Source organism: Sphingorhabdus sp. (assembly GCF_044357595.1).
Taxonomy (GTDB): Bacteria; Pseudomonadota; Alphaproteobacteria; order Sphingomonadales; family Sphingomonadaceae; genus Sphingorhabdus_B.
Genome location: NZ_JBIKPH010000013.1, coordinates 16520 through 30607, shown reverse-complemented (window position 1 = coordinate 30607; position 14088 = coordinate 16520). Strand labels below are relative to the sequence as shown.

General features: G+C 55.6%; 15 protein-coding genes. 4 read left to right on the top strand and 11 right to left on the bottom strand.

Annotated elements, in window-relative coordinates; translation table 11 throughout:
- Positions 1 to 109: 109 nt before the first annotated feature.
- Positions 110 to 979, bottom strand: coding sequence for an NAD(P)-dependent oxidoreductase (locus tag ACIQ2T_RS03250; RefSeq protein ID WP_397589550.1), 870 nt, complete (start codon positions 977 to 979; stop codon positions 110 to 112).
- A gap of 56 nt (positions 980 to 1035) precedes the next feature.
- On the opposite strand from ACIQ2T_RS03250, the gene ACIQ2T_RS03245 reads away from it, so the two are divergent.
- Positions 1036 to 2256 carry a threonine ammonia-lyase gene (locus ACIQ2T_RS03245; protein ID WP_397583501.1) on the top strand — a complete coding sequence of 407 codons (1221 nt, stop codon included), beginning with the start codon at positions 1036 to 1038 and terminating at the stop codon, positions 2254 to 2256.
- Between the two features lie 105 nt (positions 2257 to 2361).
- Positions 2362 to 3117, top strand: coding sequence for an arginyltransferase (locus ACIQ2T_RS03240; RefSeq protein WP_397589549.1), 756 nt, complete (start codon positions 2362 to 2364; stop codon positions 3115 to 3117).
- Between the two features lie 39 nt (positions 3118 to 3156).
- Here ACIQ2T_RS03240 and ACIQ2T_RS03235 read toward each other — a convergent pair whose 3' ends face one another.
- The 9 genes from ACIQ2T_RS03235 to ACIQ2T_RS03195 all read right to left on the bottom strand — a co-directional run bounded on the left by ACIQ2T_RS03235 (position 3157) and on the right by ACIQ2T_RS03195 (position 10312).
- Entirely contained in the window at positions 3157 to 3639 is a 483-nt protein-coding gene (locus ACIQ2T_RS03235) for a GAF domain-containing protein (RefSeq protein ID WP_397589548.1), read from the bottom strand.
- A gap of 12 nt (positions 3640 to 3651) precedes the next feature.
- Entirely contained in the window at positions 3652 to 4074 is a 423-nt protein-coding gene (gene arfB, locus ACIQ2T_RS03230) for an alternative ribosome rescue aminoacyl-tRNA hydrolase ArfB (RefSeq protein WP_397589547.1), read from the bottom strand.
- Positions 4075 to 4198: 124 nt separating this feature from the next.
- Positions 4199 to 4912 (bottom strand): pirin family protein, encoded by a 714-nt coding sequence (locus tag ACIQ2T_RS03225; protein WP_397589546.1) that lies wholly within the window; start codon positions 4910 to 4912, stop codon positions 4199 to 4201.
- 308 nt (positions 4913 to 5220) lie between these two features.
- On the bottom strand, positions 5221 to 6546 hold the full coding sequence (locus tag ACIQ2T_RS03220) for a M20/M25/M40 family metallo-hydrolase (RefSeq protein WP_397589545.1): 1326 nt from the start codon (positions 6544 to 6546) through the stop codon (positions 5221 to 5223).
- A gap of 37 nt (positions 6547 to 6583) precedes the next feature.
- Positions 6584 to 7747, bottom strand: a complete 1164-nt coding sequence (locus ACIQ2T_RS03215; RefSeq protein ID WP_397589544.1) for a saccharopine dehydrogenase family protein — start codon at positions 7745 to 7747, stop codon at positions 6584 to 6586.
- 226 nt (positions 7748 to 7973) lie between these two features.
- The gene (gene dcd / locus ACIQ2T_RS03210) at positions 7974 to 8528 is read right to left on the bottom strand and encodes a dCTP deaminase (RefSeq protein ID WP_295489430.1); all 555 of its coding nucleotides are present in this window, start codon (positions 8526 to 8528) and stop codon (positions 7974 to 7976) included.
- Positions 8529 to 8630: 102 nt separating this feature from the next.
- Positions 8631 to 9062 (bottom strand): cytidine deaminase, encoded by a 432-nt coding sequence (locus ACIQ2T_RS03205; protein ID WP_397589543.1) that lies wholly within the window; start codon positions 9060 to 9062, stop codon positions 8631 to 8633.
- On the bottom strand, positions 9059 to 9745 hold the full coding sequence (locus ACIQ2T_RS03200) for a glycoside hydrolase family 25 protein (RefSeq protein WP_397589542.1): 687 nt from the start codon (positions 9743 to 9745) through the stop codon (positions 9059 to 9061). The genes ACIQ2T_RS03205 and ACIQ2T_RS03200 overlap by 4 nt, the downstream gene beginning before the upstream one ends.
- A gap of 84 nt (positions 9746 to 9829) precedes the next feature.
- On the bottom strand, positions 9830 to 10312 hold the full coding sequence (locus tag ACIQ2T_RS03195; RefSeq protein ID WP_353205830.1) for a UPF0262 family protein: 483 nt from the start codon (positions 10310 to 10312) through the stop codon (positions 9830 to 9832).
- 147 nt (positions 10313 to 10459) lie between these two features.
- Between ACIQ2T_RS03195 and ACIQ2T_RS03190 the strand changes: the two genes are divergently transcribed.
- A complete protein-coding gene (locus ACIQ2T_RS03190; protein WP_397589541.1) occupies positions 10460 to 11944 on the top strand; it encodes a replicative DNA helicase in 1485 nt (494 codons plus the stop codon).
- 66 nt (positions 11945 to 12010) lie between these two features.
- On the opposite strand, the gene ubiG is transcribed toward ACIQ2T_RS03190, so the two are convergent.
- Positions 12011 to 12748: a bifunctional 2-polyprenyl-6-hydroxyphenol methylase/3-demethylubiquinol 3-O-methyltransferase UbiG gene (ubiG, locus tag ACIQ2T_RS03185; protein ID WP_397589540.1), complete on the bottom strand. Its 738-nt coding sequence runs from the start codon at positions 12746 to 12748 to the stop codon at positions 12011 to 12013.
- Positions 12749 to 12802: 54 nt separating this feature from the next.
- Between ubiG and ACIQ2T_RS03180 the strand changes: the two genes are divergently transcribed.
- Positions 12803 to 14059 carry an aspartate kinase gene (locus tag ACIQ2T_RS03180; protein WP_353209816.1) on the top strand — a complete coding sequence of 419 codons (1257 nt, stop codon included), beginning with the start codon at positions 12803 to 12805 and terminating at the stop codon, positions 14057 to 14059.
- The last annotated feature ends 29 nt before the right edge of the window (positions 14060 to 14088 follow it).

Here is a 14088-nt window from a genome sequence, read left to right as displayed (position 1 = left end):
AGGGCGAGAGCTGTCTTGAGCCTGCTTTTCCCCTGCGTGTCGAGCGACTTCGAGACACGGAGAGGTTTGGCTGAACGGATAGGGAAAGCAAACGAAATTGAAGTTTTCATCATCCTTTTGGCAATCTCTTCACAATCGAACTGGTATCCATGCGACCCCCGCCCATATGCTGCACATCGGCATAAAACTGGTCGATGATTGCAGTGATCGGTAAAGTTGCGCCCACCGCGCGCGCTTCTTCAAATGCCAGCCCAAGGTCCTTGCGCATCCAATCTACCGCAAAGCCAAAATCGAACTTGTCTTGCGCCATGGTTGCCCAGCGGTTGTCCATTTGCCAACTCTGTGCAGCGCCGCCCGAGATTGCTTCATACACCTTTTCAACATCAAGCTCAGCCGACTGCGCAAAACGTAAAGCTTCGGACAGCGACTGGATTACGCCGGCGAAGGCGATTTGGTTACACATCTTGGTTATCTGTCCCGTGCCGGGCCCGCCAACATGAACAATGCGCTTAGAATAAGCCGCGATGATTGCGCGGGCTGCATCGACAGATGCTTCGGTGCCGCCGCACATGATCGATAGCGTACCGTTTTCTGCGCCGGCCTGTCCGCCTGTTACAGGGGCATCGACAATGAGAAGCCCGCGCGACTTCGCCTCGACACCAAGTTGCCGGGCAATGCGCGCGGAAACCGTTGTGTGATCGATATACAGGCTACCCTTGGCCATGGCTGCAAACGCACCGTTACGGCCAAGCGTCACGCCAGCCAGGTCATCGTCGGTACCAACGCAACTGATGACGACCTCTGCGTCCTTGGCGGCGTCCGCGGGCGAAGCGGCCAAGCTGCCGCCATGCTCAGTCACCCAGTTTTCAGCCTTGGCACGCGAACGGTTGTACACCGTCAGGTCATGTCCCTCCCGTATGAGGTGTCGAGCCATAGGGGCGCCCATGACGCCCAATCCGATAAAAGCTATTCTAGTCATGCCCCAGCCTTAATGTTTGTTTTCACTTAATGCCAGATGCGTTAGGGCCCTTTTATATGTCTGACCTATTGACCCTGGACCATGTCCGCGCCGCCCACGCCCGTATTCGCGATTCCATCGTGGAGACGCCAACGCTGCACAGCCAGACTTTGTCAAAGCTGACAGGTGCGAATATATATCTGAAATTTGAAAACCTTCAGTTTACAGCGGCTTATAAAGAGCGAGGCGCGCTGAATGCTATACTTTTGCTATCGGAAGAACAACGCAGCAAGGGGGTCATCGCTGCGTCAGCTGGCAATCATGCCCAGGGACTGAGCTATCATGGCACCCGTCTCGGGATACCCGTCACTATCGTCATGCCGGTGCCGACACCTACTGTGAAGGTGATGCAGACCGAAAGCGTGGGCGGTAAGGTCGTCCTGTTTGGTGAGACCTTTGATGATGCGTATAAATATGCGCGGCAGCTTGAGGCAGAGCAGGGTCTGACATTTGTCCATCCCTTTGATGACCCCAACGTTGCCGCTGGGCAGGGGACGGTCGCGCTGGAAATGCTTGAAAGTACCCCGTCGCTGGACATGCTTGTGGTACCAATCGGGGGAGGTGGCTTGCTGTCGGGTATGGGGACAGCCGCGCGCGCCTTGAAGCCCGACATCGGCCTAATCGGCGTGCAGGCCGAACTTTACCCGTCAATGTACGCGCTGCTTAAAAATGTAGAGATGCCGTGTGAGGGCGACACCTTGGCGGAGGGCATTGCGGTTAAAATTCCCGGTGCCTTTACCAGCGAAGTCATCCGCGAACTGGTGGACGAAATTGTTTTGGTAAGCGAGGCAGAACTAGAAACCGCAGTCAGCCTCTTGTTGCAGATTGAAAAGACTGTGGTCGAAGGCGCAGGTGCAGCTGGCCTAGCGGCGGTGATGGCCAATCCGGAGATATTTGCTGGTAAGAATGTCGGTATCGTTCTTTGCGGCGGCAATATCGATACGCGGCTGCTCGCCAATGTCCTTTTGCGTGATCTCGCGCGGTCTGGCCGCCTAGCGCGTTTGCGCCTAACATTGCAGGATCGGCCCGGCGCGTTGTTTAAGGTTATGCGTCTTTTCAACGAGCATAATATCAATATCATCGAAATCTACCACCAGCGTATCTTTACAACCCTGCCTGCCAAGGGACTAATCACCGATATTGAATGCGAAGCCCGCGACGCCCAGCAGTTGCAGGGGCTTGTCGATGGCTTGAATGTCGCCGGATACAAAGTCGAGCGGGTCGAGCTTAACAAATAAACAGGCATCGCAAAAAAGATGGTAAATTCGCTTTTCAGCGCTGGATGAGCTGTGCATAAAAGGTAAAGATTTTCTTAACAACCACGGCAGGTAAGCGAAGAGAATATGAGTGCACGAGTTCGTTTTCCGCGATTTTTTATTACTAGTCCTGGTCCTTGTCCCTATTTGCCGGGCAAAACCGAACGTAAAGTCTTTACTGAACTCAATGGCAATCACGCCGATGAATTGAACGAGGCGCTTGGCAGCATTGGGTTTCGTCGAAGCCAGAATGTAGCCTATCGGCCAAGCTGTCTCGACTGCAAAGCATGCGTATCGGTGCGTGTTCGGACTGACGAGTTCCGGCCGAACGCAACGCAACGCCGTGTTTTGCGCCGCAATGCGGATCTGGTGGTCAGTGAGTGCCGCCCATGGTCAACTACCGAGCAATATGACCTGCTGCGCCATTATCTTTCGTCGCGCCATCCCGATGGCGGTATGGCGAATATGGACGACATGGACTATGCTGACATGGTTGAACATTCTCCCGTTCGCAGCCATGTGATCGAATATCGCACACCGACACGGTTCGGTCGACTTGGCGAATTGGTCGGCGCTTGCCTGACCGATCAGCAAAGCGATGGCGTGTCGATGATTTACAGTTTTTATAATCCGGATATCGAAGGCCGCGCTGGCCTTGGTAACTTCATCATCATGGACCATATCATGCGCGCACGGGCCGCAGGGCTTCCATATGTCTATCTGGGTTATTGGGTGAACGGCGCAGCGCGGATGCAGTATAAGACGCGCTACAGGCCATTGGAGCGCCGTGGTCCCGATGGATGGGAATATTTTGATCCTGACGCTGAGGCGCAGGCCCCGTAATTTACAGACAGCCGCTTGTGCTAAATTTGACGTAAGCGATTAGATCCTGGCAGCGATGATCCCAGCCAGCAGTTCAACGCCCTTGGCGTCCTGGGCATTGAAACGATTTAGTGAGGGGCTATCGAGGTCGATGACAGCAATAACCTTACCAGCACGCTTCACCGCCACGACCAGTTCCGATGCGCTGTTGGCATCACAGGCGATGTGACCGGGGAACGCATGGACGTCTTCGACCAACTGCGTCTCGCCCGTTTGTGCGGCGGTCCCGCAGACGCCCTTACCAAAAGGGATGCGGATACAGGCCGCCTTGCCCTGAAATGGCCCGAGGACAAGTTCGCCGTCGACCACACGGTAGAACCCTGCCCAGTTTACGTCCGGCAGATATTCCCAAAGCAACGCTGCGACATTTGCCATATTGGCGACTGCGTCCGGCTCTCCGCTGGTCAGCGCGTCAGCCGCGCGGGCCAATTCAGCATAAAGTTCGGACTTCGGCGCAGCGGCATCAATTTTAAATGTGTACATGGATTTACCTTATCAATCGAAGCTGACCTTGCCACGGTTTTTCTTGATCGTGGACCGGTCCTTTTTCGCGTCCACGCGCCGTGCCTTGACCGCTTTGCTTGGCTTTGTGGCAACGCGGTGGGGTTGGCGGACATGCGCGCGGTCGATCAACTCGATCACGCGCGCGCGCGCGTCTTGCCGATTGGCCTCGCGCGTGCGGTGGCTGCGCGCGGTGACAATAAGTTCGCCCGAAATCGTCATCTTGCTCCCCGCGAGGATTTTTAACTGACGAAAGGCATAGGGTTGCAGGCCAAGCGCATATACGTCCACGCGCAACTGGCATGCGGTAGCGACTTTGTTGACATTCTGCCCACCCGGCCCAGTTGAGGCCAAGAAAGTTTCTTCAAGCAAATCTTTGGGAAGGTCAAAGGCCATAGCGACGCCTGTAACAGCCATCCTTGCATTTTGCCAATATCACGCAGACAGCCTTACACCTTCAAATTGACAGCAGAAGCGTGCGACCGTTGAGATCCGGTTGGTTTGTAAAGGGCATCAAACACGTGATACTCCTGGCATAGTATTACCGCGAGTCCACCAAAACTATTTCAGCGTCTTCGACTGCGGTTATACGTATCACGCCTTCACTGATCGCCACGCCATCGCGGGCATTTGCGCGCTGGCCTTCAATTTCAACGGCTCCGGTGGCTGGCACCATATAGGCATGGCGGTTTGCGCCGATGGTATATTTAAGGCTCTCGCCGGCCTTAATCGTCGCGCCAAGCACGCGGGCATCGGTGCGGATGGGCAGGGCATCACCGTCCTCATCAAATCCGCTCGCTAGAATTTGCCACGCACCGGAACGGGTACCTTTGGGGAAGGGCTTCGCACCCCAGCTAGGGGGTCCGCCTGTCCGATTTGGCATAATCCAAATCTGGAAAAGCGTCGTCGGCTCATTCTCCTGATTAAATTCTGCATGGCGAATGCCGCTGCCTGCGCTCATAACTTGAACATCACCTGCGGCAGTGCGGCCTTCATTGCCAAGGCTGTCCTTGTGCGTAATGGCGCCGGTGCGGACATAAGTGATGATCTCCATGTCGGCATGCGGATGCGGGGGAAAACCAGATTGCGGCGCAATTAAGTCATCGTTCCAGACGCGGATTGCGCCCCAGCTCATCCGCGTATCGTCGTGGTAGCTGCCGAATGAAAAATGATGGTGTGCGTCAAGCCAGCCATGGTTTGCTGCGCCTAGCGTTTCAAAGGGACGGATCTCAAACGTCGTCTTTGTGTCGATCATGTCTTGCATTCCTAAATTAGGATTTTTTTGGATCTACCCAAGATAGTCACTGATATTGGTATTTTAATAGAAACGTTAGAAACATATTGTTTCCAAATATGCCGCTACCCGATTTTGCAGCCTGAAACATTGCCCCAAGGAGACGATGTTATCGATACTGTTCGACTGATAAGCGCGCGCCGCGGCTATGTATTGCGTGATCTCGGCGAAATGGAACAACCGCTGGTAGCCTGGCGCAGCTGCGTTGAATTAGTCTCGGTCCACGATGGGCGCAGCCAGAATTGGCTGCGGCCATTGTCGCTTGTCACTTACCGCCGTGGGGGCAGGCCAGCGAAGGTTATTGTGCTTTCTGCGCCTTTTGCGCTGACGGAGCTTACGCCGACAAAATGGTCATCGACGATTAGGCCCTCCAGGACCGTTTCTGTCCCATAGACGTCGCGGACAAAGGTCCAATCCTGTGCATCGGCGCGGCGATGATACACGCGATAGCGTTGTGCGCCAGGAGCAGCGTCCCATTTCACTGTGGTGTTGGAGGTGACTGCTCCGCCCAATGTTGCCGAAGCGGGTGCTGGCGGCGCATCGGCAAGCGCCGTGGCCGTCAGCACGTTCAACATCGTCACCTTAGCCAAATAGCCAAAATCCATTTTGTCGACAGTGTCGCCATATGCGATACCGTTTTCAGTACGCAGGTCCTGATGCTGATGGTTGTAGTTTTCGACACCAACTGTGTAGCGAATTGCAGGAAATCCAAGCTCAAGCCAAGGCAAATGGTCCCCGCCGCGTGCAAAGCGGTCGGGACGGCGGACACCAAAGACGTCGAGCGTGACGTCTGGATAGGCCATTGCTGCAACCTTGTCGGCATAACGCATCAGCGCGCGGCTTGGGCCGTCATCCTCACCACCGCTGTTGCGACGCGCCATCTGGCCCACCAGATCTTCCGATGCGCGGATGCCTTCGCTGAACACGCGCACGACATTGTCGACCTTGCGCCCGTCGGTGCCAACCGTGCCGCCGACAATGTCGTTGTTCAACATGGCGCTGACTTTCCAACCTCGTTCTTTGGCGGTTTCGGCCAAAAGTCGCCCGCCCATCAGGCCCTGTTCTTCGCCGGACAGCAAGGCGAACACTATGGTCGCCTCGGTCTGCGGCTGCTGTGCCATGATCCGCGCCGCCTCGATCACCAATGCGCTGCCTGAACCATCGTCATTTGCCCCGGGCGCGTCCTTTGTAAAATCCATCACGTCCGAAACGCGGCTGTCGATATGCCCGGCAATGATGATGACATGGTCCCAGCCCATTTTGCCGGGCTTGATCGCAAGGACATCGACGATGTTAACGCCATTGGGAATGCGTGGGCCGGACATGTTGCGCTCTAACAATTCAGTCTTCATGCAGCCATTGCACGCCTTGGCGATTTTCTCGAACTCGCTTTGCGCCCAACTGCGGGCGGCGCCGATCCCGCGTTTGGGATCAGTCGCCGATGACAGCGTATGGCGCGTGCCAAAACTCACGAGTTTTTCGACGTCAGCCTTCAGGCGCTCTGGCTTCGGATTGCTCGGGGCGCTGATATGTGCAGTTGCGGGCGAAGCTAAACCAATAGCGATTATGCCTGCCAGTACGTGTAGTTTTTGCATTATCGTTCCCGTCCCATCCCGCACTTTATGGAAGTATTCAGCTCTCAACAGCGAAGATCAATCCGGCATTTTTTTGCAACCGGTCGACGAGGCGCTCGCCCAAGGCAGCCCCGGGCGTTGTTACGCCGCCGGGACCATTATGTTCGCACAAAGCAATCGCGGTTTCGCTAATCATCTTGCTGGTTGAACCATAGCCGGGGTCACGGTCGCCCTTGACGCTGAACTGCGCCGTGCGGCCATCGGGATATTCCGCGATGAACAACACGTCATAATGGCCGGTTTCGCGTTCTTCTTTGGTCGGGCCTTCGCCGGGCTTCGGGTCATCCGCGCCGCCCATCATGGGGGTGGAGGCAACATGCTTGGCCATGGCCTCGCCCTGCTCGCCGGGGCCAGTCAGCACCATTTCGTCATAGACAAAGTCTGCGCCATAGGCCTGCCCCAGCAAATGGTTGGTGCGGTGGACATTTTTGGTGTTTATCGGGGCCATGACGAAACTGGTCGCCCAACTGCCCAAGCTTTCGTCATATTCTGGCTTGTTCCCCGCAGGCTGCGGCGGGCCGTCAAAATCTGCTGAGAGGCTGAACGGATTGGTAAGATAGCCAACGACTGCTCGGTCTTTCGCCGCCGCCGCCATTGTGGCTTTCAGGCTGGCTGCTGTGCCGCCGGAAAAAGTCCCCTTCATGGCACGCACGCGGCCTTTTACGCGCGGGGCAGGAGCACCGAAGGTATCCACACAATGCTTTTGCAGCATCATCACGCCAAGATCGAAGGGGATGGAGTCAAAGCCAGCGGAAAACACAATCCGCGCGCCTGACGCTTTGGCGGCCGCGTCATGCTGGTCTATTTGCTGGCGCATCCAAGCGGGTTCACCGCATAAATCGGTATAATCGGCTCCATTGGCGACGCAGGCGGCGACAAGTTCATTGCCATAAAGCTGATAAGGTCCAACCGTGGTCAAAACAACCTTAGCGCGCTTAGCCATCGCGTCGAGCGAAGCTGGGTCAGACGCATCGGCCACGATCAAATCTGTGTCTGCGGCGGCACCAATCAGGTCGCGCACTGCTTCCAGCTTGGAAAGGCTACGCCCCGCCATCGCCCATTTTAGGCCCGTTTTGTCCTTCAGATATTCGGCCACCAAACGCCCAGTATAGCCCGTCGCGCCATAGACAATGATATCGAACTCGCGGCTTTCAGTTGGCATGTCTCTCTCCCAGAAAAATGATTTTGAAATCGATGCTCAAAAACGCGCGATGAGTCGACCAAAATCGCTTCGAGGCAGAACCAAATGCGGGGAACACGGTCATAAACCGCGATGGTAATGGCCTCGGTGCCGTCCAGTTTGACTAGGTCCAGCCGAGGGGCAGCAGAACCCAATCCTGGAGGTAATGCGCAACGGGCTGATTCGAGCTATCAGGATGTTATTTGGTTTACAACTTCGGCAATGTAACGCCGCGCTGGCCCATATATTTGCCTGCACGGTCGGCATAGCTGGTCTCACAGGGCTGCTCGCCCTTTAGGAACAGGAACTGGCACGCGCCTTCATTGGCGTAGATTTTGGCGGGCAAAGGCGTGGTGTTGCTGAACTCCAGCGTCACATGGCCTTCCCAACCTGGTTCAAGCGGTGTGACGTTGACGATGATGCCGCAGCGGGCATAGGTCGATTTGCCCAAGCAGATGACAAGTACATCGCGCGGCACGCGGAAATATTCCACCGTGCGGGCAAGAGCAAAGCTGTTGGGCGGGATGATGCACACATCGGTCTTACGATCGACGAAGCTTCTCGGGTCAAAATCTTTAGGGTCAACGACAGAGCTATCGACATTAGTGAAAATCTTGAATTCATCGGCCACGCGGGCGTCATAACCGTAAGAGGACAAGCCATAGCTGATACAGCCGTCACGGCGCTGGGCCTCGACAAATGGTTCAATCATGCCGGTCGCTTGCGCTTGTTCGCGGATCCAGATGTCAGACAATATGGACATAAAAACTCCCTGTTATGCGAACCGCTTGTGCCAATTTGCGAGGCGAGCGCAAGAGGTGGTCAAGAAAAAATTGTGCGTATCTCGCGCGCCCCAAAAAGCGGATTACTTCAAGTTGGCTGGACCAAAGCCGTGGGGTAGCAGTTCCGAAAGCGTAAATGTCTCGTAACCTCCCGCATGCGCACAATGCACGGGAATGTCGGTGTCGGTGAGGTCAGCCACTTCCTTGATAATCTGGCGGCAGCGGCCGCACGGCGTGATAGGCTCTGCCGCTGCACCAACATGCCCAGCCAAGCCGCCTGCGACTGCGATTTCCCGTATGGCGCGCAATTGGCCGTCACTGTTCGCTTTGGCGATTGCCACAGTTTCGGCGCACAATGTCATGCCGTAGCTTGCGTTCTCAAGATTACTGCCAGTGACAATTTGGCCATTGTCGAGCAACAGCGCAGCGCCAACATGGAAGTTGGAATAAGGCGCATATGCGCTCTTAGATGCATCAATTGCGGCTTGAATGAGCCTTTGTGTTGCCGCGCTCATTTGCGGACCACGACCCAGCGCACGGCGCCATCAATGCCGGTGATGCGGCGATGGGCATTGGCTGTCCACATCACCCAAGGCCTAGCAGAATAATCGGGCGACATGCCATTGCCCTCAAGCCAGATGTTGCGGTCAATCGACTTGCTCACTTGATACTCCTTCTCAAACGCAGGGGTTAGTAACAGGATTGCGGGTGTGCCGCTATGCGCCTCAATCTGGTTTAGGAAGGTTGCCAATTCCGACAATATCAATGCGCGGTTTGGACGGATTTTGCAGCCTTCCGAGAAATCCAGTTGTACGGCTGGTGGCAGCGCACTGTCGTTGCGCGGCACGCTGGTGATAAACATCGTTGCCTGTTCCGACGCCGAACGGCAAAGGTCAAAATGGTGCAGCGCTCCGAAGCGAATACCGGCTTCCTGCACAGCCGCTAAATTATTCTGAAACTGGGGGTCACGATCTCCCGCGCCTTCGACGGCAGTTAGATAGGCAAAATCGACGCCTGTCGCGCCGAGCTCCGCCCATTCTGGCTGCCCATTGCTTGCATTCACGACAATGCCTTGCACCGGATAGGCGTCGCGTGCGGGCGCCCATGCCGTCACATAGCTCCAAACGACAAAGCTCGCGATAGCCAGGCCAAGCAGGAGCGCGCCCCAGCGGATCAATTTGCTATTTCTCCCGAACATGCGACCCCAAATCTACGTGCTTGATTCTGCTACTCTCTAGGCGCTCCGGCTAAGCGAAGTCGAGAGAAGTTGCGTGCGGCCCGTTCAAGCCTTGATATGTAGAACGCAAATCAGCGTGAACAGCCGGCGTGCGGTCGCAAAATCAACCTCCACTTTGCCCTCAAGTCGTTCCATCAACAATTCTGCCGCTTCGTTGTGGACCCCACGCCGTGCCATATCTATAGTCTCGATTTCCGCTGCACTTGCCTTGCGAATGGCTTGGTAATAGCTGTCGCAAATGGCGAAATAATCCTTCAACGGGCGGCGGAACCTGCCAAGTCCAAGGATCAACGTCTCGTGCGGAGAGCCGTCCTCCCGGCGGATATCGAGGATAAGGCGGCCCTCTGTCACGCTTATGCTCAAATGGTAGGGACCGGCATAGCCGTCGCCCATATCGCGCAGCGGTTTAAAGAAATTTTCTTCAATCAGGTCGAAAATGGCGACGCGCCGCTCCTGTTCAATATCGGCGTTGCGCCGCAGAATCGTTGCTTCGTCCAATTCAACCTTAATGATGCGTGGGTCGCTCATTCTGCTGTGTTAGCTTCAGATAATTTTGGAGCAAGGGGTATCGAGTTCCAAGCGATTGGTCGCGTGCAGAATGTTGTCCACAGCCATATCCCCGCACTTCTTTTTCTGCCCCCTTGCGGAGTGGAACTTGCTAAAGGATAGGGAGCTATGGCCGAACTGATTAGACTTGCTGCAGCAAATGAAGCTGAGCCCCAAAGATTGCCCCGCAATATCGAGGCGGAGGCAGCATTTCTCGGTGCGATTTTAATCGATAACCGCGTGATCGAGGATTATTCGATCAAGCTTCAGCCAGACCATTTTTTCGAACCGTTACATGGCCGTATTTTTGAACAGATTCTGCGCCTGATTGACCGGAACATGTTGGTCACGCCGGTCACGCTGAAGCCGTTTTTCGAAGCGGATGAATCGATGCGTGAACTGGGTGGGCCGGGCTATCTGATTAAGCTCACCGCCGATGGTGCGGGATTAATTGGCGCGCGCGACTTTGCCCAGCAGATTTACGATTTGGCATTGTTACGCGAGTTGGTGACCGTTGGTCGGACGCTGGTCGACAACGCGCTCGACACTAGCGAAAGCGTCGACCCCAAGGGGCAGATTGAAGCTGCCGAAAGCGCGCTGTACAAGGTAGCCGAGGGCGAAAGCGAAACCGGCTCAATGAAGAGCTTTTTGCAAGCGTCGACTGAGGCGATTAAAAATGTCGAGAAGGCGCTAAACTCCGGTGGTAGCCTCTCGGGCATCACGACGGGCCTGAACAGCATCAACGCCAAATGCGGCGGTTTGCATAATTCTGACCTTGTGATTCTGGCCGGACGCCCCGGCATGGGTAAGACTTCGCTTGCCACTAATATCGCCTTTAACGCAGCACGGCGTTGGGTACGCGAGCGCGAAGACGGCATTGAGGAATCCAAGGGTGCCGGTGCAAAGGTCGCCTTTTTCAGCCTCGAAATGTCCGCAGATCAGCTCGCTACCCGTATCTTGGCCGAACAATCGGGGATCAGTTCCGAATTGCTGCGTATGGGCAAAATTTCCCGTGACGACTTCCGGGAACTTTCGCGTGCGTCCCGCGAATTGCAGGAATTGCCGCTCTACATTGACGACACGCCGGCGCTGACGATCGCAGCCTTGCGCACCCGCGCGCGGCGCCTACAGCGTCGGCATGGGATTGGACTAATCGTTGTCGACTATTTGCAGCTGCTTCAAGGTTCAAGCCGTGCGAACGACAACCGCGTGAATGAAATTTCAGAGATCAGCCGGGGCCTGAAAACACTGGCAAAGGAACTGAGTATTCCTGTCGTTGCACTGTCGCAGCTTAGTCGTGCTGTCGAACAGCGCGAAGACAAGACGCCGATGTTGTCCGATCTGCGTGAATCAGGTTCAATCGAGCAGGACGCCGATATGGTTTGGTTCGTTTACCGCGAAGATTATTACGAGCTGATGAAAAAACCCGATGAAGGCACGCCCGCATTTGACGCTTGGAATGAAAAAATGGAGAGAATCCACGGCGTTGCAGAACTTATCATTTCCAAACAAAGGCACGGTTCGACAGGGCGCGTGCGGATGAAGTTCGAAGCAAAAATCACGCGCTTTAGCGATCTTGCCGATGACCAATATGCCGATGCGCGATATGATTGAGGCGGCGGGTCAGAGCTGACGGCAGGAGTGAAGTGGAGGTTATGCCGACCACCTTCGAAACGAACTTTACCCCCGCAACCGCGCACTGAGGATGTAATTCAGCGCCATTTTGCTGCTCAAGTGCAATCCGGACATCGGCGAAAAGGCGATGCCCTTCATGTCAACGATCTCAAGCCCGGAATCCTCAAGCAAAGTGGTCAACTCCTCCGGCGTCAGGAATTTGTCCCAATCATGTGTGCCTCGCGGGACTTGACCCAAACGCTCCGCCGCCTCGACTAAGAATATGCGCGATGCTGCTGTGCGATTTGGCGTAGAGAGCAACAATAGACCATCGGGCTTTAGATGGCGGACAAGCTCTCCAACAAACGCCGCGGGGTCCATGACATGTTCGATAACTTCCATGCAGGTCACGACATCGAACTGACCAAGGCCTTGCGCGGCAATTTCGCCAGCACGATAGTCTATCGCTAGGCCGGATAACGCCGCATGTGCCTTTGCAGCCTCAATATTTTCCGGGGCGGCATCCACACCGGTGACTGCGCCGCCAAGCCGCGCAAGGGGTTCACACAGCAATCCAGCGCCACAACCTACATCAAGCACAGCTTTGCCCACCAGCGGATGACGCGACTTACCATCGCCACCAAAATGCGCATCGATCGCGGTCCGGATGAAACCTAACCGCACGGGATTAAGCTTGTGCAGCATGGCAGAGCTACCTTTTGGATCCCACCATTCGGCGGCAAGGGATCCAAAATGCGCGGCTTCCGCGGCGTTAATTGTCGTGGGTAAGCTTGCGTTTGTCATATCCTGTCCCTATCAGGGCGCGCGATTGTATTATAGCGAATATTGAAGGTTTTCATGGCGCGCATTGTAATGAAATTTGGCGGCACGTCGATGGCCGGCACCGAGCGCATCCGCCGTGTTGCCCAGCTGGTCAAGCGGCAGGCCGAGCGTGGGGACGAGGTTGCCGTTGTCGTTTCGGCCATGGCAGGCGACACGGATCGCCTCGTCAATTTCTGTCGTGAGGCAAACGCGCTTTATGACCCTGCCGAATATGACGTGGTTGTCGCTGCCGGTGAGCAAATTACCGCTGGCCTTTTGGCGATAACGCTTCAGGCGCTCGGCTGCGAGGCGCGCAGTTGGTTGGGCTGGCAGATGCCAATCCACACCGATAATGCACATGCCAAGGCGCGGGTCGGGTCAATTGACTCGCAAGAATTGCTCGCATCGATGCAGGCAGGGAATATCGCGGTCATCCCTGGATTTCAGGGCCTAACCGATGACAATCGCATCACTACACTTGGGCGTGGCGGGTCGGATACCTCTGCCGTGGCCGTCGCTGCCGCCGTGAAAGCAGACCGCTGCGATATCTACACCGATGTGGATGGTGTGTACACGACGGACCCGCGCATTGTGGCCCGCGCGCGTAAGTTGAAGGCGGTCACCTACGAAGAAATGCTTGAACTGGCCTCGGTCGGTTCGAAGGTATTGCAAACCCGATCCGTCGGCCTTGCGATGAAGGAAGGCGTGCGCATTCAAGTGCTGTCCTCATTCGTCGACGACAGCGCACCCGACGCCGATAGCATCCCCGGCACGATGATCGTGACCGACGCAGAATTGGAGAATAGCCAAGTGGAACGTCAACTGATCACCGGCATCGCCCATGACAAGAATGAAGCGAAGATAACGCTCACGCGGGTCCCTGACCGTCCTGGCGCGGTGGCCAATATTTTTGCGCCATTGGCCGATGCAAATATTAACGTCGATATGATTATTCAGAATGTCGGCCGCGACAAAGGCGAGACCGACGTGACCTTCACCTGCCCGCAAGCAGACCTTGCGCGTTGCACCGACATATTAGAGAACCGTCGCGATGCCATTGGCTATAACCGCCTTATTTCGGATACCAAGGTCGCGAAAATCTCGGTTGTTGGCGTGGGTATGAAAAGCCATGCAGGCGTTGCCGCGACGATGTTTAGTGCGTTGGCAGACCGTAAAATCAACATTCAGGCGATTTCGACCTCCGAAATCAAGGTCAGCGTTCTGATTGATGAAGACGAAACCGAACTTGCGGTGCGCGTCCTGCACACAGCTTATGGGTTGGATGCGGAGTAAGTCCGCTCCATCCCTCGCCAATTTAGACG

What these genes read in the sequence shown, in the direction of transcription:
- ACIQ2T_RS03195 (WP_353205830.1), bottom strand. Translation starts at nt 10,312, where the DNA reads ATGAGCGACCCACGCATCATTAAGGTTGAATTGGACGAAGCAACGATT.
- ubiG (WP_397589540.1), bottom strand. Translation starts at nt 12,748, where the DNA reads ATGACAAACGCAAGCTTACCCACGACAATTAACGCCGCGGAAGCCGCG.
- dcd (WP_295489430.1), bottom strand. Translation starts at nt 8,528, where the DNA reads ATGTCCATATTGTCTGACATCTGGATCCGCGAACAAGCGCAAGCGACC.
- ACIQ2T_RS03215 (WP_397589544.1), bottom strand. Translation starts at nt 7,747, where the DNA reads ATGCCAACTGAAAGCCGCGAGTTCGATATCATTGTCTATGGCGCGACG.
- ACIQ2T_RS03220 (WP_397589545.1), bottom strand. Translation starts at nt 6,546, where the DNA reads ATGCAAAAACTACACGTACTGGCAGGCATAATCGCTATTGGTTTAGCT.
- ACIQ2T_RS03240 (WP_397589549.1), top strand. Translation starts at nt 2,362, where the DNA reads ATGAGTGCACGAGTTCGTTTTCCGCGATTTTTTATTACTAGTCCTGGT.
- ACIQ2T_RS03200 (WP_397589542.1), bottom strand. Translation starts at nt 9,745, where the DNA reads ATGTTCGGGAGAAATAGCAAATTGATCCGCTGGGGCGCGCTCCTGCTT.
- ACIQ2T_RS03180 (WP_353209816.1), top strand. Translation starts at nt 12,803, where the DNA reads ATGGCGCGCATTGTAATGAAATTTGGCGGCACGTCGATGGCCGGCACC.
- ACIQ2T_RS03235 (WP_397589548.1), bottom strand. Translation starts at nt 3,639, where the DNA reads ATGTACACATTTAAAATTGATGCCGCTGCGCCGAAGTCCGAACTTTAT.
- ACIQ2T_RS03225 (WP_397589546.1), bottom strand. Translation starts at nt 4,912, where the DNA reads ATGATCGACACAAAGACGACGTTTGAGATCCGTCCCTTTGAAACGCTA.
- ACIQ2T_RS03250 (WP_397589550.1), bottom strand. Translation starts at nt 979, where the DNA reads ATGACTAGAATAGCTTTTATCGGATTGGGCGTCATGGGCGCCCCTATG.
- ACIQ2T_RS03205 (WP_397589543.1), bottom strand. Translation starts at nt 9,062, where the DNA reads ATGAGCGCGGCAACACAAAGGCTCATTCAAGCCGCAATTGATGCATCT.
- ACIQ2T_RS03245 (WP_397583501.1), top strand. Translation starts at nt 1,036, where the DNA reads ATGTCTGACCTATTGACCCTGGACCATGTCCGCGCCGCCCACGCCCGT.
- arfB (WP_397589547.1), bottom strand. Translation starts at nt 4,074, where the DNA reads ATGGCTGTTACAGGCGTCGCTATGGCCTTTGACCTTCCCAAAGATTTG.
- ACIQ2T_RS03190 (WP_397589541.1), top strand. Translation starts at nt 10,460, where the DNA reads ATGGCCGAACTGATTAGACTTGCTGCAGCAAATGAAGCTGAGCCCCAA.